Origin of the sequence: Paenibacillus sp. FSL R10-2782, from assembly GCF_038592985.1 — a bacterium.
GTDB classification, from domain to species: Bacteria; Bacillota; Bacilli; order Paenibacillales; family Paenibacillaceae; genus Paenibacillus; species Paenibacillus terrae_C.
This window is the reverse complement of record NZ_CP151951.1, coordinates 2237275-2253776: the sequence shown is the minus strand read 5'-3', so window position 1 is coordinate 2253776 and position 16502 is coordinate 2237275. Positions and strand designations below refer to the sequence as shown.

Sequence of the window (16502 nt, the reverse complement as noted above, 5' to 3'; positions counted from 1 at the left end):
TTTCTAAACACGTGCTTCAAGTGTAAGGATACGACTATTATTGAGCTACCGAGGTGCCTGATCCTGAAGGAGGAAAAACCGTTCCTTCTACCGCCTTAATCGTCACTTTATACTTGCTGTCCACCAGTGTGCTTGTCTGGGTATCTGTAATGACCTGGATGTTCATTTCCCCCGGCTTTGGACTTGTCAGCTTGTAGTAAATCACTGCATTGGTGTCATCTACGTAGTCGATATGATCGACCTCAATGCCGTAACCGGGATTAGGTGCCTGCAAACGGGTTAATGTTATCTTGTTCTGCTGATCATTTGCCTTCTCTATGCTCATACTAATCCCATTTTGCTGGCCCGGATCTGAAGGCTCAGCCGGATTTTCTGGAGTGGATTCAACCGGATTATGATTTTGCACAAATTCGGATGCATGATAGACCATCTCCGCTGCCTCCATTCGGGTTACTTTACGTTCCGGATTAAAGTTGCTCTTTTCATCCAATTTAGCAATTTTGGTCAACAACAGGAACTGAACAGCTTCGCTTGAATCCTGGTCCAGCTTCTTGCCATCCGCAACATTAATGTACATGCGGACTGTTGGATATTCTCCGGTTGCACTAACCGCTTTGTACAGTATATTCGCGAATTGTTCTCTTGTCATCTGGGTGCTTGGATCAATATCCGGTGACAAAGGAATTTGGTGTTGAGCTGCGATTCGATAGGACTTGGCATACCATGCCGAAGACGAAATATTGGCGAAGGAACCCGTCGTGAAATCCGGCATAACCTGAAGATCCATCGCATTAACGACCATATGCACCCCTTGTGCATACGTAAGTGATTGATCAGGCGCAAACTTATCCTTGGTAATGCCCTGAATAATGCCTTTGTTCTGAAGCGAACTTACAATCTTCTCCTGCTCGTTTCCTTTTATATCACGAAAAGCAGAAGCTGACGTAGCCACTGCCAACGAACAGATCACGAGCAAAGCTGCTGTCACGCTTTTGTTTTTTTTCATGAGATGCACCTCCATATTTACTATGTTTCTTCTATACTTATCGACGCAATACTATCAACAAATGTTTCAGATACTCAAAAATTGATTGTAAAAAGGTATATTGGGCTACATCTGATAAGGTGCTTTCAGGCCAAGAAGATGCAGCGTATGTGCCAAAATATCAGCAGTTTGTTCAGCCAACTGAATGCGCCACGGCCCACCATCGACGATCCGTTCCTTGGCATAAAATCGGTTGAACGCCTGCGCCGTATCCAGCGCAAACCTCGCGATAACCGAAGGTTCCAGTTGCCTAGCCGCACGTTCCAGTTGTCCCTGATAACGAACCAACTGCTTAAGCAGTGCCCAGCCTGCATCCCCCAGCATTTCAACTGATGCATCGGTGTAATCAGATACTGGATGTTCCCTCATAAGAACGTCGATACCAGAACCATCCACCGTACCAGCGCCAGCATAAGCTTTTTCCAAAAGACTGCGTATACGTGCATGTGTGTATTGTACATAAGGACCTGTCTCACCTTCAAAGGTTAATGCATCTTCCAGTGAGAAATCCACTTCGTTCAGGCGGTTATTTTTTAAGTCGCCAAAAATGATTGCCCCGATGCCGACGTCTTCGGCTATTTCCTGTTGATCCTGTAAATCGGGATTCTTCTGAGTGATGATAGTTAATGCGCGGGCTACCGCTTCATCCAGCACTTCCTCCAGCTTCACGACCTTGCCGCGTCTTGTGGACATTTTTTCACCTGCAAAACGCATCAGACCAAACGGCACATGCTCACACCGCTCTGCCCATGACTCCCCTGCACGCTTTAGCACCGCAAATACCTGCCGGAAATGCAACTGCTGCTCTCCACCTACTACGTACAGCAAACGATCAGCTTTCATCACCTCATGACGGTAGAACGCCGTAGCCAAATCACGGGTTGGATAGATGGTCGTCCCATCCTTTTTCAAAATCAGACAAGGCGGCAGTTCTTCATCCTCCAGACGCACCACAAGCGCACCGTCGCTTTCTTCCAGCAAACCTTTCGTCCTTAATTGGGCAACAACCGTCTGCATTTTATCATTGTAAAAGCTCTCTCCCAGCCCATGGTCGAATGTAATGTTCAGACGTTCGTACATGCGATTAAATTCACGCAGGCTGACTTCAACAAAAAACTCCCATAGCCGCTGAGCCTCATTATCTCCATGTTCCAGACGACGGAACCATTCTCGACCTTCGTCCTCCAAAGACGGGTCATGCTCGGCTTCCTCATGAAAACGCACGTACAGCTTAAGTGACTCTCCAATCGGATCTTGCTGTAGCTGCTCCTCATTTCCCCATCTTTTATAAGCCGCAATTTGCTTACCAAATTGTGTTCCCCAATCCCCCAGATGATTTACACTCATTGGAACATACCCTGTTTCCCCGAGAATGCGGTATAATGCGGCGCCGATGACAGTAGAGCGAAGATGACCAATACCAAACGGTTTGGCAATATTGGGCGAAGACATATCAATCACTACCCGCTGTCCGTGTCCGAGATCTGGCTTGAAAAATTCAGGTTTCTTCAATTCAGCCAGCATCAGTGGAATATGAACAGAACGCCCCAAAGTTATATTTACATAGGCCCCTGATGCCGAAGCAGTCAGTCCTTCTTCACGGCTTATGGCTTCCGCCAGTTCCAGCGCAATTTGCTGTGGAGCCTTCCGAAACTTTTTAGCCATCATAAAACAGGGAAACGCCACATCTCCCCATTCTGGCTGTGGCGGTACCTCCAATAAAGAGGAAATCTCCTTTTCCTCCAAGCCTGTATGGGCGGAAATAGCTTGAACAGCGATTGGCAATAGCATAGGTTTCTCTCCTTTTTTCATTAAAATCAAACAAAAAAAGCTCCCGCCTCTTGAATTATTCAAGAGACGAGAACTTCAATATCCCCGCGGTACCACTCTTCGTAAATCGGATTACACATCGAACTTATGCATAATCGCCGATTTCACTCTAATGACCAATAACGGTGTCTGCCGGGCTGATCTACTAACGGAACTCCGTGTTGGAACAACCGCCTCCCGGGTGCGCTTCACATCGGACCTCATACCGGCTTCCACCTTTCCCGGCTCGCTGTAATGATATGGCTCCGCTGCTACTCTCCCGTTCCAAGACGTTAATTCCCATCATTATACAAACCTATCCAGTGGAAAGCAATCTTTTATTTTCTGTTCATATGTTGACTTGATAATATGTAATTACACAGCCACCATTTGGCGGCAAGTCTGAACACAACGGCGGCAGGCTTCTGCACATTGCTCGCAATGCTCAGGGGAGTGCTTACTGCATTCAGTAGCACATACTTCACAGGCTTTGGCACATAACTCACAAATTTGCTCGGCAAATTCCTTTCCACGTTCCAACATTTGAGCGGCAAACCCGCATATTTCTGCACATTCCCGGCTCACTCGAATACACTCGCGCAGCATAGCCAAATCATATTCCTTCAAGCTCGCCACATAACAAACGTTGCAAGCGTTCATACACTCCAGGCAAGCATCCACGCATTGTTGGTATGAATGTTTCATAATACATTACCTCCCTGTTGTTGACCCTGCTGTATTATTACCCGCCGACAATTGAGATTAATCAACCGTTGTGCACGCTTTCATCAATGACCAGACAAAAATCCCGACTTATGTAAGGGAGTGTACTATATTCCAACCCACCCGTGCAAGGGGATAAATCACACAACTCCCTGATGCCTGCTCCTGACTTGCACACCCGCAATCATTCCTCTATTGTAAAAATAGTATGTCTAACCATAGATCGAGGAGTGAGCATTGCAATGAATATATCTTCTGTAGATGAGCATCGGCGGGAGGCCCCGCAGCAGGTTAGCTGCATGGTTGTAACCGTCTCCGATACCCGTACGCTGGAAACAGATACCGGTGGGCGCTTACTGGTGGATCTGTTGGAAACGAACGGCTATCAGGTGGTCCGATATGTTATCGTCAAAGACGACTATGTTGGTATCCGGGAACTGGTATCCGAAGCCGCAGAACGCGATGACATTGAGGCTGTTCTTCTGACAGGCGGCACCGGTATTTCCCCGCGAGATACAACGTATGAGGCCGTATCCTCCTTGCTGGATAAGGAACTGCCCGGATTCGGGGAAATCTTCCGTTATTTAAGCTTTGCAGAGGATATTGGTTCTGCAGCGATATTGAGTCGTGCTGTAGCTGGCACCGTGGGCCGCACAGCCGTATTTTCAATGCCAGGCTCACGTGGAGCCGTCCGTTTGGCGATGGAGCGCATTATTATACCTGAGCTGCGGCATGTCATGAGGGAAATTTACAAATAACACACAGATTTTCCTCTTACGCTCTGAAACACAAAGAGGCACCCCATCATTTGCAGGGTGCCTCTTAAAACTATTCCTTTTCTTCCACTTCTGGCTGCATATAGCTGTCGATCAGCTTTTGTTTCAGCCCCCATACCTTTTCACTGAGATTTACACGGTAAATTTCAGGGTTCATTTTCCGCAAATATTCCGGCCAGAACAGTTGCAGCTGGGAAGTATGGTATGCGCGAATTTCATCCAGACCGGGAAGTTCATACACTTTCTGCCCATTTACGAAAATAGGCTCCAGCATCGGAACTGCCTCGTAATTTTCCACATACTTCTTCATGTACGGATGCAACGGGTTAAAGAGTTTCAGCCGCTTTCCATTGCGCGGACGGTCTTCGTCCGGAAAAGATATATAATCGGCAACAGCTCTCCCTTTCTTCTTATCTATAATACGATATACATCCTTCTTGCCCGGTGTGGATACCTTTTCCGGATTGCCCGAAATTTTAATCGTCGGCAGCATTTCGCCTTCTACTTCCCGTTCGACCAGCTTGTACACCCCGCCCAATGAAGGTTGATCCGAAGCTGTAATGAGCTGTGTCCCCACACCCCATACATCGATACGCGCGCCTTGGGCCTTTAAGTTGAAAATTGTATTCTCATCCAAATCATTGGAGGCTACAATTTGTACGTAATCCAGCCCTTCGGTATCCAGCATTTCCCGAGCCTGAATGGATAAATAAGCCAAGTCACCACTATCCAGCCGGATCGAATTCATCCGTTTACCCTGACTCTCCAGCATCTTCGCTGTCCGAATCGCATGGGGAACGCCACTCTCCAGCGTATCAAAGGTATCCACCAGCAGTGTGACCTGATCCGGTAAAACCTTCGCATACACGTCAAAAGCTTCCTGCTCGCTCATAAAGGTCTGCACCCAGGAATGAGCATGTGTTCCCTTGGTCGGAATACCAAAGTGCTCACCTGCCAGCATATTAGAAGTTGCGTCAAAGCCCGCTACATAAGCTGCCCGTGCTCCCCAAATCGCCGCATCTGCTTCCTGCGCCCGCCGTGTGCCAAATTCCAGCAGCGTATCTCCGCTTGCAACCTGCTTGATGCGCGACGCCTTCGTCGCAATCAGCGTCTGGTAGTTCATAAAATTCAACAACGCTGTCTCAACCAGTTGTGTTTCCATAATTGTTCCTTCGACGCGTACCAGAGGCTCATTCGGAAAAACAAGCGCCCCTTCTTTCATCGAATGGACGGTTCCGCCAAACCTAAACTGGCGCAATGCCTCCAGAAACATGGGATCATACTTCTCCTCTTGCTCTGAGAGGTAACGGATATCCTCTTCTGTAAAGCGCAGATTTGCAATATAATTCACAATGCGTTCCAGACCTGCGAACACCGCATATCCGTTTCCAAAAGGTAGCTTGCGAAAATATGCCTCAAACACAGCTTTGCGCTGGTGACTTCCGTTCACCCAGTGGGCGTACATCATATTAATTTGATATTTATCTGTATGTAATGCGAGGCTCGTTGACTGCATCTTAATCATCCTCTCTGACTGTCCCCGGTTTTGCAGCGGCGTACCGCCTTGTCCATCCGTCACCAATACCCGACTCCATACTGTTATCGGATATTGGTGCACAATCGTTAAGTTATTTACTTCTTCTGGCGTAAAATCGTATCCTCAGCCGACCATACGTCGGCTCCGAGACTGCCCTGAAAATGACCCAAAGCCCAATCATGTCCAGCCTGATTAAAGCTCGCCACAGCGTCCTTGTATACCGTAATCGCAAAACCTTTGTTATAAGCGTCTACAGCCGTATGCAGTACACATATATCCGTACAGACACCGATCAAATGAACTTCCGTAATACCACGTTCACGCAACCTGAGTTCCAGATCCGTGCCAGCAAAGGCGCTGTATCGTGTTTTATCCATCCAATAGATGGAATCACTCTGTGTAGCATAGAGGTTATGGAGCTTGCCATACAAATCTCGTCCCCCGGTTCCACGAATATTATGTGGAGGAAACAGCTTGCTTTCCGGGTGATAAAGATCATTTTCCTCATGCAGATCCACTGCCATTACGACAAAGTCCCCCTGATCCACATACAACTGCGTAATAGCTGCCATCCGATCATCCAGCTCAATTGCCGGTTGGCCTACAGGCAGACTGCCGTCCACAAAATCATTCGTGTAATCAATAACAATCAATGCCTTCATCGTACGGCCAGCTCCTTCATCCTCAAATTGGGGATTGTGCGCTTCTTTATGTGACCTATTACATTACATTAAGTGTAGATAGACAACCGCGGCACCCTGTCACTAAAACGATAAAGCTGTGCCGGTCTCTGTGAATACTGATTGGAGCTGAGCGGTTTGCCGTTCTCGTCCCGTACCTCTTCCAATATTCCCTGTCTGCTGCGAGTCGACGTTATTTTGCGAATAAAGTTCGGCTCTTCGAAATCCGGTACGACACTTTGAATGACCTGATACAGCTCACCCAATGTAAAATGCAGAGGCAAAAACTGCTTGGCTATCGTCGTCTGGAGCATTTGCAACTGAATCTTTCGGTAGGCATCCACAATAATGTCCCGGTGGTCAAACGCCAGCTCTAATTCCTCCAGCGCTTCACGGATCGTGAACAGCCCAACCTCGGAAGCATCATCCGCCGCTTGCCGCTGCTCCAGCATCCATTCCTCTACCAGTGCAAAAAACGCATGCGATATAATCCACCCGCGCGGATCACGCCCAGGTCCACTATACACACCTAGGTACTCCAGATGACCGCCGTCCACACCGGTTTCCTCTAACAGCTCGCGCTTGGCAGCTCCGTAAATGGATTCATCTTCCTGACAAAAGCCCCCCGGCAACGCCCAACGTCCGGCAAACGGCCAACTACGACGCTTGATAAGCATTACCTTCAGCTCACGGATCGGCAACGTCTTTGTCACCGTCTTGCGCTCCCGCTTGGTTAAGGTGAACATGACGATATCTGCCGGAGCACCATCCGGGGTGCGATATTTCTTAATGTTGTACGACGCCTTCTGCGTCTCTTCGTTTATACGTTCGTTATCCATTGGCATCACCACATTATATCGTTTTGATAAATTCATTATGACATAATAAAAAGTTTTGTCAAGCGTCAGGCCTTATCCAAATGATCTGGTTGTTTACGCAATACCCGGAATGTCGCCGTAGCCATGCAGCCGAGCGTTCCTTCACTATCCTTCACTTCCGCCTCCGTCGTTATGGTACGTCCCCCTTGATGGAGAATTCGTGCCTTAACCTCCAATCGTCCTTGTTTCATCGCTGACAAAAAATGAACGTTCAGATTCGTCGTCACAAATAATTCCATATTGCGTGAAACCATACTAACCATCCCCATCGCCTGATCCATCAATGTTGTGAGTACGCCACCGTGAACAATACCCACCACGTTGGTATGTTGTGGCCCAGCCTGTAAAGCGATATGTACCTCTTTTGCATCAGCTTCGATCAATTCACAGCCCAAATACTCCCAAAATGTATTTACTTCACCCTCTACCAAACTACGCAAGATGTCCATTCCTTGTTTCCATCCTTTCTATGAGGCCCCATTTCCTCTTGGAATCTGGCACAGTACATATGATTACAAGTTACTCCTGAAAAAAAGGCGTGGAGGCTGAGCCTCCACACCATACATCATTCTAGTCACTGCAATTGGAGGAAGAAGTACTTTTTCCCTCTTCTACATTCACCTTTTCGGCAACTGTATCACGAATTGCCATGATAACCATTTGCAGCAGCTCATTAATTTCTACCTGGCTTTGTTGAAACTCCGTTACAATCGGAATACCGTCAAGCTCTTCTTGAAGCTCCTGAAGCTCGGCCTCTATTTTGGCAATCATGGTTTGATTCTTCAAGGATTCGAAGGCTACAATTTCCTTTTGCTTTTTCTTCATCGCTGTAATCAGATGCTGGATGCGCTCATGATCGCGAATTTTATCTTCTGCTTTCCGAAATACCTGCACTTCCTCACTGTTGCCCAAAATACCCGCCAACTCTTGGGCTTTCGCCAATATCATATCGCGATTGACCAAATGATCATGCTGGCGCGCCGCCGGTTGAAGCTTTGACTGTTGCAACCGCTCCTCTGTCACTGTCCATCGCTCCTTTGCTCACTTAATAAGGTCGTACATACAGTTCATATTTGATCCACATGCAAACCTTGCTGCGCTATTTTGTTAACCGTTGACCGCCACGGCAGTTTGAACCAAATCACCTTTGATGTAAAAGGTCATAGGCTCCGTAATTTTCACCTGCACAAAGGTACCGATCAAATCCTTGGAGCCTTCAAAATGCACCAGCTTATTGGATCGGGTCCGGCCTGCAAGCACCTCGCTGTTATTTTTGCTCTCGCCTTCCACTAGCACCTCAACCACCTCGCCACGCAGTCTACCGTTAAAGCGGAGGCTGTTTTGGTTCACCACATTGTTTAGACGCTGGAGACGCTCTTTTTTGACCGACATAGGAACATTATCTTCCATGGACGCAGCTGGCGTACCTTCCCGTGGCGAATAAATAAAGGTGTAGGCAAAGTCGTAACCGACCTCGCGCACGAGAGAAACGGTATCTTCAAACTGTTCGTCCGTTTCGCCTGGAAAACCTACGATAATATCCGTTGTCAGCGAAGCATGCGGAACTGCAGCTTTGATCTTCGCCGCCAGCTCCAGAACGCGCTCACGTGTATATTTTCGGTTCATTTTCTTCAATATATCCGTATTGCCGGATTGAACAGGCAGATGGATATGCTCCACCAAATTACCGCCCTTACCAAGCACTTCAACCAAGTGGTCATCAAAATCACGCGGATGTGATGTTGTAAAACGTATACGCGGGATATCAATCTTACGCATATCGTCCATCAGATCCCCGAATCTGTAATTCATATCCTTCAAATCCTTGCCATAGGCATTGACGTTCTGACCGAGCAAAGTAATTTCCTTAAAGCCCTGACGTGCCAAATCCCTTACCTCAGCAATGACATCCTCGGGACGACGACTTCTTTCCTTACCGCGTGTGAAGGGAACAATGCAATAGGTGCAAAATTTATCGCAGCCGTACATAATGTTCACCCAAGCCCGCATACCCTCGCGCTTCTTCGGCAGGTTCTCGATAATGTCGCCTTCCTTGGACCACACCTCGACCACCATTTCTTTGCTGAAGAGTGCTTCCTTGACGAGCTGCGGCAAGCGGTGAATATTATGGGTACCAAAAATCATGTCGACAAAACCGTGCTTTTGCAAAATCCGGTTGACGACACTTTCTTCCTGCGACATGCATCCACACACGCCAAGCAGCATACCCGGCTTCTCGGTTTTGAGATGCTTGAGGTGACCCAGCTCACCAAATACTTTGTCCTCCGCATTTTCACGGATCGCACATGTATTCAGCAAGATGATGTCCGCTTCCTTACGATCCTCTGTCGCCTGATAACCCATTTGCTCCAGCAATCCTTTAATCGTTTCGGAATCATGCTCGTTCATCTGGCAACCGAATGTGTACACGATGTAATGCTTTCCCTCGCCGATATGCTTCAGCTCATCCGGAACTGCATTATCGTACAATACCTGTACATCCTCTTTACCGCGTTGCTTTTCTTTTCTATGATTCGGCTCCGCCATAATATTGATCTCACGTCCGCGAATGCGGATCTTCTTGCTATGCTCATCCTGAGAAATGATCTTTGCATCCGAGAAATCAAAATATTTGGAGTAATCTTTCGTTTCCTTGGCCATTCCTTTGGTCACTCCTTACACCATCTATTTCACGCCAATTACGCTTTTACTGTATCTTTGCTATGGGTACATCTCTTTTTAGCCCGTAAAAACTCCTTTGAAAAAGGCATTACACTAAATTATAGCATGATTTATAAGCCATCGCCATATATCCCCGTGAACGCCAATTGGTTACGCGGTGAATCTAATGTCCATAATTTTATAGGTAACCAATTTGAGAATCCTTAGTACGTAAAAAAGCCCGACTCTTTAGCAAGAATCGGACCCTTAGCCTTTCGGCATTAAATACGTATATTAGTCTACGATTTCAGCGTTGTCACCGTTTTTCACACCGGCTCCGTTCGCTTCATCTGTATCAATGTGCATATCCAAAGCAAAAGAATCGGACACACGTGCAAGAACATTTTCGAATACAAGACCACGTTCGCCGCCGACGCGTACTTTCAGCAACTGCTTGTCCTTAATGTCCCATTTCGCTGCATCAGATGTATGGAAATGAATATGACGGGCAGCTACGATTACACCCTCTTGCAGTTCCACTTCTCCGGCTGGTCCTTTTACTGTGATTCCTGGTGTATCGTCAATGCTGCCAGATTCGCGTACAGGCGCTTTTACACCAATAGCAAAGGAATCTGTGCGAGAGATTTCAAGCTGGGAAGCCGGACGAGCGGGTCCCAAAATACGAACCTTATCAAATTGGCCCTTAGAACCAATTACAGCTACCGTTTCATTTGCGGCAAATTGTCCTGGTTGGGACAATGGTTTAAATTCAGTCAGTTGATAGCCTGCTCCGAACAAAATTTCAATATGCTCTTGAGTCAGGTGAATATGGCGTGCGGAAACGCCGACAGGTACGATTTTACTCATCGTATGGTCACTCCTTTTTCTCTATACAATACTTTACACATCCACATTATTATACTCCTACTTTGCCAAGAAAGAAAAGGAAAGCGGTACAAAGTTCCGTATTTCGCCCTATTCAGCCTTTAATATCGTGAACTGTCATTTTAGCGAACAGGATAAAGAACAGCATGATTTCAGCTAACATAAGATGAGAGGGAACAACAATAAATATGTTAAGGATAAACAAGACACAGAGGACTCCAGTTAAGAAAAAAATGACTCTAAGGCTTGGTTTAAGATGACTTAATCTGTACCGATGGAATACCAGCAAAACCGACAAAAAGTAAATAAGTACTGAAGCAAAGGTAAAGCAAAGAACAAAGATATAGGCTACTTGTCCCAAAAATAAGAGCTGTATCGAAGCTGCCAGCATGCTAAGTGAAAGATAAATAAACAAATGACCATACATAATAGTTTGCCCTGCTGTTTGTTTTGATTTATCTACATGCTTCTCCATGTTCTCAAAATACTGCCACCAGATTGCGATGACTAATACAAAAGCCAAGGCAGCAAATACAACGGAGGATACCGTAAAATGATCGGATTGTAAAACAGAAAGCATACTGATCACCGATTCGCCAAGCAGGACTAAGGTGAACTGTGCAAAACGCTCTAAAAGATGCTCCGTATGGATAGGTGTAATCACCAATTTTTTACGACCGATCAAAGGAACGAGGATATCAACAGCAATGCCAACATATAAAATCAAATATCGAATCCAAGAGTCAAAAAAGAGGGAGAAGCTAGAGATGGCGATTCCAATCCAAAAATAGGTCCCAAAAAAACGAGCTGTTTCCTGTTTATTAGCCGTTTCTTGAGGTGCTGAAAGTAAATATTGAATGACGGTCAAGCCTCTTAAACCAATATAGCCAACAAAAAAAGATACATAATATGCATCAAAATCTACATTCAGGCTGGCGGTCATAATTAACACGAAAAACAATTGCAGAATCATAAAGATTCGATGCGTCATACTGTCTTGACCAAAACGATTGTTGTAGACCGTTTGTCCTACCCAAGCCCACCATATCGGAATAAAAATCAAAATAAACTTCGCCAGATGCTCCAAAGAAATACTACCATGTTCAACATGTAGTAAAACATGAGTGGCCTTGGAGACAGCAGCTACGAACAATAAGTCATAAAAGAGTTCAAGCCAGGTAACCTTTTTTATCAACATTATGTAATGGAGCTCCCCTCTGACATGGCGGTACAGCATGGTGACTCGTCAGGCTCGCCCCAAGGTATGTCATATTTCAGCAAGCGTTGTTTTAGCACCATGCAATACTAGGATGCTCCAATTATTTCGTAATATAACTCGCATTGTCAAGGATATTAAGCAACCAAAAATAACTGCTATTAAATAGCTATTTAAAAAGACATTTTAGAAGGCAGATTCGTTTGCAGATATTCCAGCGCATGTTCTCCCAGCCACCCCTTGACCAGTTCCTCGGAATAATGCTTCATCAGCAGTTCTCCAAAACCCGGATATTTCCCCGGATGCTCCAGCCCTTGCACATGATGCTCGATACCGTCAAAATCAGATCCGAACATCAAATGACGTTCGCCGCCTAGTGAACAAATATGTTCAATGTGTGGCAACAAATCCTCAGCCGTCACCGTACCCTGCTCTTTGAGAAACATCGTGACGAAAGTCAAGCCAATCCGTCCGTTACGCGCGATCAACGCACGAATCTGTTCATCCCGAAGATTACGTGGGTGAGGACATACCACGAAGGCGTTGGAGTGCGAAGCAATCGGCGGTTGAGCCGCCTCCTCCAGCACCTCCCAGAAGCCTTGTACGGACAAATGCGATACATCCAGTAGCAAACCTAGTTCATTACAGCGCTTGATCAACTCATGCCCCTTGCGAGTCAGTCCGCCGCCCCTCTGCTCCATAATGCCGTCAGCAGCCCAGTTTGCATAATTCCACGTCAACCCGATCAGACGGATTCCCAAGGCATAGCACAGTTCAGCATAAAACGGATTTCCTTCCAGCGCTCCCACTCCCTCCAGCGATAGCAGAGCCCACGGTGATTCTTGAAGTTGTTTTATTCCATTTCCTTCTAGATGTCCCGCTGATGTATCCTTACGTTCTTCCAAGTCTTCCCTCCACAATAGCGGCTTCAACCCGACAGATGGGGATATCACATGCTGTCTGAACAGTTCAACCTGACGAATGACATGCTCAAACCTTGGCGTACCCAGCACCTGAGAAATATATATAGCGAATGTCTGCAAGTTCACATGGCCTTCTAACAAACGCTCTCTTGTAACATCAAGCGAAGGATGACTGAAATCCACCTGCGGGTTAAGCTGCATCTTACACAACACATCACAATGCAAATCGGCAACCGACCATTTCGTGTGTAGTTTACTGTTCATGCATCTTACCTCCATTCATAGATTACAACGAGATAAAGTTGATCTTACAATCTATGTAATAACAGGCGACCTCCATGCAAAAAAGCCCGTTTACACCATCGTAAACAGGCTCAGGCAACTAGCATTTATTATCTTGGCTCTACAATCAGCTTGATTGCAGTCCGGTCTTCTCCGTCAATAACAATATCCGTAAAAGCAGGAATACAAATCAAATCCACTCCGCTTGGTGCGACAAATCCCCGGGCAATGGCTACAGCTTTAATGGCTTGGTTCAGTGCACCCGCTCCAATCGCCTGCAATTCGGCATTTCCGCGTTCACGCAGTACCCCTGCGAGTGCGCCTGCAACTGAATTGGGATTGGATTTTGCTGATACTTTTAATACATCCATAGTAAGTACCTCCCCTGGGAATGATGATGGTTTGATTCCACTATTAGATGTTATTCGAGGGTCAGCAAAAAATTCCTGCTTTTTGATGACAGTTTTCCTTATTCTTTCCTAAAGCAATATCCAAAAAAGGTTAATCCATCCGCCATTCATCTTCTTTGAGTCTAATTTTCTGAATTTTACGCGCCATACCGTCGTTGTCATTCAGTTCTACGCTAACAGCGTGAAAATGCCATTTTCCGTTGTCCGGTTGAAAACGTACTGGAAGCTGAGTCTGAAATTTCTGCAACACGGCGTCTCTCTGCATGCCAAGTACTCCTTCATAGGGACCTACCATACCCACATCTGTCTGATACGCTGTTCCTTGTGGTAAAATCGTTTCATCGTTGCTCTGCACATGGGTGTGTGTACCAACCACAATTGAAGCACGGCCATCTAGATGCCAGCCCATAGCAATTTTTTCCGATGTCGCTTCGGCATGAAAATCAACCAGAATGTGCTTATGCTTCTTGCGCAAATCATCTACGATCTCATCTGCTGCACGGAACGGGCAATCGATGGGCGGCAGAAAGGTTCTGCCCTGCAAGTTAACGATCGCCAACTCCTTGCCTCCACCTTTCACCACGGTATAGCCTCGCCCCGGCGTTCCTGGAGGAAAGTTTGCCGGACGTATAATACGTGGCTCATCGTCTATAAAATCAAATATATCCTTATTGTCCCAAGTATGATTACCCATTGTAATACCATGTACGCCCCAATCAAAAAATTCTCTGGCGATGGCTGGAGTAATGCCTCTTCCTGAAGCTGAATTTTCCCCATTCACGATAATAATATGCGGGTTGTATTTTGATTTTAGCGAAGGAAGATTTTCCCTTAATGCCTTTCTGCCTACACTACCGAAAATATCTCCAATAAATAATACGTTGATAGAAAACCCTCCCTAGTCTGCCTTACATAATGAAAAGTGGCCCTACACACAGCGGCCACTTTTCGTTAAATTACTTTACTTTGCGTATTCTACCGCCCGGGTCTCACGAATGACGGTAACCTTGATATGTCCCGGGTAATCCAGTTCATTCTCGATCGTTTTCGTTATATCACGAGCCAGTCGGAATGCTTCCGCATCATCAATTTTCTCTGGCTGCACCATGACGCGAACTTCGCGTCCAGCTTGAATAGCGTACGATTTTTCCACACCTTCAAAAGACTCGGAAATGCGTTCCAGCTTCTCAAGACGACGGATGTACGTCTCCAGTGTTTCACGCCGTGCTCCCGGTCTTGCTGCCGACAAGGCATCTGCCGCTCCAACCAGCATGGCAATCACTGAAGTCGCTTCGCAGTCGCCGTGATGTGAAGCAATACTGTTGATGACAACCGGGTGTTCCTTGTACTTCTTCGCCAGTTCCACGCCAATTTCAACGTGTGATCCTTCCACTTCGTGATCCAGCGCCTTCCCGATGTCATGCAGCAACCCTGCCCGTCTTGCCAGTGTAACGTCCTCGCCCAATTCCCCGGCCATCAGACCTGTCAAGTATGCAACTTCCATCGAGTGCTTCAATACGTTCTGTCCGTAGCTTGTACGGAACTTGAGACGTCCCAGGATCTTGATTAAATCCGGATGCAAGCTATGCACGCCCACCTCGAAGGTGGCCTGTTCGCCATACTCGCGGATTCGTTCATCCACTTCTTTACGGGATTTTTCCACCATTTCTTCAATACGAGCCGGATGTATCCGTCCGTCTGCTACGAGCTTCTCAAGCGCAGTACGCGCAATCTCTCTGCGAATCGGATCAAATCCGGACAAAATAACTGCTTCCGGCGTATCATCAATAATGAGGTCAATTCCCGTAAGGGTTTCAAGCGCACGGATATTACGGCCTTCACGTCCGATAATCCGGCCTTTCATTTCTTCGTTCGGCAACGTAACCACGGAAACCGTCGTTTCCGCTACATGGTCCGCCGCACAGCGTTGGATGGCCAGTGTGATGATTTCACGAGACTTTTTGTCCGCTTCCTCTTTAGCCTGCTGCTCAATTTCCTTAATCATCTGAGCGGTTTCATGACGTACTTCCTGTTCTACGTTGGACAGAATAATACTTCTCGCATCTTCTGTCGTCAGATTGGAAATACGCTCCAGCTCAGTTACCTGACTCTTGTAAATCAAATCAATCTGCTGCTGGGTTTCATCAATTCGTTTCTCTTTGTTGGCCACTTGTTCTTCTTTACGTTCCAGCGATTCCAATTTTTTATCCAGCGATTCTTCTTTTTGCAGCAGTCTTCGTTCCTGCCGTTGAATTTCATTACGACGCTCACGAGTTTCCTTTTCAGCTTCGGCACGGATGCGGTGAATTTCATCTTTCGCTTCCAATACCGTTTCCTTCTTCAGCGCTTCTGCCTCTTTTTTCGCGTTCTCCACGATTTGCGCGGCAGCTTCTTCCGCACTGGAGATTTTAGCTTCTGCAATAGATTTGCGAATAAAATAACCAATCCCGAACCCAAAGAATAACGCGGCTACAGCAACGAGAACGAACCAGATCGCAGTCATCATCATACTGTTCACCTCCTCGTTGGTTCCTCCAAGGCATTCCTTGGGACTTTTTGCAATTGTCACATTAGCTTTGATCGTCAAACTAAGATAACGGCACGCAGCCGTTTCATTTCATATGCACATGCTTTCACATGTACAATTCCGCCTGGCATAGCGGCATCACTTGTTATT

At 46.5% G+C, this 16502-nt stretch carries 16 protein-coding genes and 1 other annotated feature; of the genes, 1 reads left to right on the top strand and 15 read right to left on the bottom strand.

The features are described from left to right. Window positions 1-37: 37 nt before the first annotated feature. From NST83_RS10535 to NST83_RS10525, 3 genes are all read right to left on the bottom strand, one after another. Window positions 38-1006, bottom strand: a complete 969-nt coding sequence (locus NST83_RS10535; RefSeq protein WP_342417531.1) for an S-layer homology domain-containing protein — start codon at window positions 1004-1006, stop codon at window positions 38-40. Between the two features lie 105 nt (window positions 1007-1111). Beyond that, on the bottom strand, window positions 1112-2836 hold the full coding sequence (gene argS, locus NST83_RS10530) for an arginine--tRNA ligase (RefSeq protein WP_342417530.1): 1725 nt from the start codon (window positions 2834-2836) through the stop codon (window positions 1112-1114). A gap of 59 nt (window positions 2837-2895) precedes the next feature. Then, window positions 2896-3151, bottom strand: a binding site (T-box leader). Between the two features lie 78 nt (window positions 3152-3229). Next, entirely contained in the window at window positions 3230-3559 is a 330-nt protein-coding gene (locus tag NST83_RS10525; protein ID WP_342417529.1) for a four-helix bundle copper-binding protein, read from the bottom strand. A gap of 260 nt (window positions 3560-3819) precedes the next feature. Between NST83_RS10525 and NST83_RS10520 the strand changes: the two genes are divergently transcribed. Continuing rightward, entirely contained in the window at window positions 3820-4335 is a 516-nt protein-coding gene (locus NST83_RS10520) for a MogA/MoaB family molybdenum cofactor biosynthesis protein (protein ID WP_342417528.1), read from the top strand. A gap of 70 nt (window positions 4336-4405) precedes the next feature. Here NST83_RS10520 and NST83_RS10515 read toward each other — a convergent pair whose 3' ends face one another. From NST83_RS10515 to rny, 12 genes are all read right to left on the bottom strand, one after another. After that, window positions 4406-5869: a nicotinate phosphoribosyltransferase gene (locus NST83_RS10515; RefSeq protein ID WP_342417918.1), complete on the bottom strand. Its 1464-nt coding sequence runs from the start codon at window positions 5867-5869 to the stop codon at window positions 4406-4408. Between the two features lie 116 nt (window positions 5870-5985). After that, window positions 5986-6552, bottom strand: coding sequence for an isochorismatase family cysteine hydrolase (locus NST83_RS10510; protein ID WP_342417527.1), 567 nt, complete (start codon window positions 6550-6552; stop codon window positions 5986-5988). Between the two features lie 68 nt (window positions 6553-6620). Next, the gene (locus tag NST83_RS10505; protein ID WP_134910030.1) at window positions 6621-7409 is read right to left on the bottom strand and encodes an NUDIX hydrolase; all 789 of its coding nucleotides are present in this window, start codon (window positions 7407-7409) and stop codon (window positions 6621-6623) included. Window positions 7410-7474: 65 nt separating this feature from the next. Beyond that, complete coding sequence (locus NST83_RS10500) at window positions 7475-7897, bottom strand: PaaI family thioesterase (RefSeq protein ID WP_342417526.1); 423 nt, start codon at window positions 7895-7897, stop codon at window positions 7475-7477. 121 nt (window positions 7898-8018) lie between these two features. Next, window positions 8019-8471, bottom strand: a complete 453-nt coding sequence (locus tag NST83_RS10495) for a YlbF family regulator (protein WP_342417525.1) — start codon at window positions 8469-8471, stop codon at window positions 8019-8021. Window positions 8472-8555: 84 nt separating this feature from the next. After that, a complete protein-coding gene (gene miaB / locus NST83_RS10490) occupies window positions 8556-10109 on the bottom strand; it encodes a tRNA (N6-isopentenyl adenosine(37)-C2)-methylthiotransferase MiaB (RefSeq protein ID WP_342417524.1) in 1554 nt (517 codons plus the stop codon). A 294-nt stretch (window positions 10110-10403) separates the two neighbouring features. After that, window positions 10404-10976, bottom strand: a complete 573-nt coding sequence (locus NST83_RS10485) for a phosphate propanoyltransferase (protein WP_342417523.1) — start codon at window positions 10974-10976, stop codon at window positions 10404-10406. A gap of 112 nt (window positions 10977-11088) precedes the next feature. Beyond that, a complete protein-coding gene (locus NST83_RS10480) occupies window positions 11089-12192 on the bottom strand; it encodes a low temperature requirement protein A (protein WP_137062780.1) in 1104 nt (367 codons plus the stop codon). A gap of 191 nt (window positions 12193-12383) precedes the next feature. Further along, complete coding sequence (locus NST83_RS10475) at window positions 12384-13397, bottom strand: membrane dipeptidase (RefSeq protein WP_342417522.1); 1014 nt, start codon at window positions 13395-13397, stop codon at window positions 12384-12386. A gap of 128 nt (window positions 13398-13525) precedes the next feature. Continuing rightward, on the bottom strand, window positions 13526-13786 hold the full coding sequence (locus tag NST83_RS10470; RefSeq protein ID WP_007430104.1) for a stage V sporulation protein S: 261 nt from the start codon (window positions 13784-13786) through the stop codon (window positions 13526-13528). A 130-nt stretch (window positions 13787-13916) separates the two neighbouring features. Beyond that, window positions 13917-14711, bottom strand: a complete 795-nt coding sequence (locus NST83_RS10465) for a TIGR00282 family metallophosphoesterase (protein WP_342417917.1) — start codon at window positions 14709-14711, stop codon at window positions 13917-13919. A gap of 75 nt (window positions 14712-14786) precedes the next feature. Then, entirely contained in the window at window positions 14787-16331 is a 1545-nt protein-coding gene (gene rny / locus NST83_RS10460; protein WP_014281153.1) for a ribonuclease Y, read from the bottom strand. Window positions 16332-16502: the final 171 nt, after the last annotated feature.

Excerpts from the sequence above, each read along its gene's own strand:
- NST83_RS10535 (WP_342417531.1), bottom strand. The coding sequence starts at position 1,006 with ATGAAAAAAAACAAAAGCGTGACAGCAGCTTTGCTCGTGATCTGTTCG.
- argS (WP_342417530.1), bottom strand. The coding sequence starts at position 2,836 with ATGCTATTGCCAATCGCTGTTCAAGCTATTTCCGCCCATACAGGCTTG.
- NST83_RS10525 (WP_342417529.1), bottom strand. The coding sequence starts at position 3,559 with ATGAAACATTCATACCAACAATGCGTGGATGCTTGCCTGGAGTGTATG.
- NST83_RS10520 (WP_342417528.1), top strand. The coding sequence starts at position 3,820 with ATGAATATATCTTCTGTAGATGAGCATCGGCGGGAGGCCCCGCAGCAG.
- NST83_RS10515 (WP_342417918.1), bottom strand. The coding sequence starts at position 5,869 with ATGCAGTCAACGAGCCTCGCATTACATACAGATAAATATCAAATTAAT.
- NST83_RS10510 (WP_342417527.1), bottom strand. The coding sequence starts at position 6,552 with ATGAAGGCATTGATTGTTATTGATTACACGAATGATTTTGTGGACGGC.
- NST83_RS10505 (WP_134910030.1), bottom strand. The coding sequence starts at position 7,409 with ATGGATAACGAACGTATAAACGAAGAGACGCAGAAGGCGTCGTACAAC.
- NST83_RS10500 (WP_342417526.1), bottom strand. The coding sequence starts at position 7,897 with ATGGACATCTTGCGTAGTTTGGTAGAGGGTGAAGTAAATACATTTTGG.
- miaB (WP_342417524.1), bottom strand. The coding sequence starts at position 10,109 with ATGGCCAAGGAAACGAAAGATTACTCCAAATATTTTGATTTCTCGGAT.
- NST83_RS10485 (WP_342417523.1), bottom strand. The coding sequence starts at position 10,976 with ATGAGTAAAATCGTACCTGTCGGCGTTTCCGCACGCCATATTCACCTG.
- NST83_RS10480 (WP_137062780.1), bottom strand. The coding sequence starts at position 12,192 with ATGTTGATAAAAAAGGTTACCTGGCTTGAACTCTTTTATGACTTATTG.
- NST83_RS10475 (WP_342417522.1), bottom strand. The coding sequence starts at position 13,397 with ATGAACAGTAAACTACACACGAAATGGTCGGTTGCCGATTTGCATTGT.
- NST83_RS10470 (WP_007430104.1), bottom strand. The coding sequence starts at position 13,786 with ATGGATGTATTAAAAGTATCAGCAAAATCCAATCCCAATTCAGTTGCA.
- rny (WP_014281153.1), bottom strand. The coding sequence starts at position 16,331 with ATGATGACTGCGATCTGGTTCGTTCTCGTTGCTGTAGCCGCGTTATTC.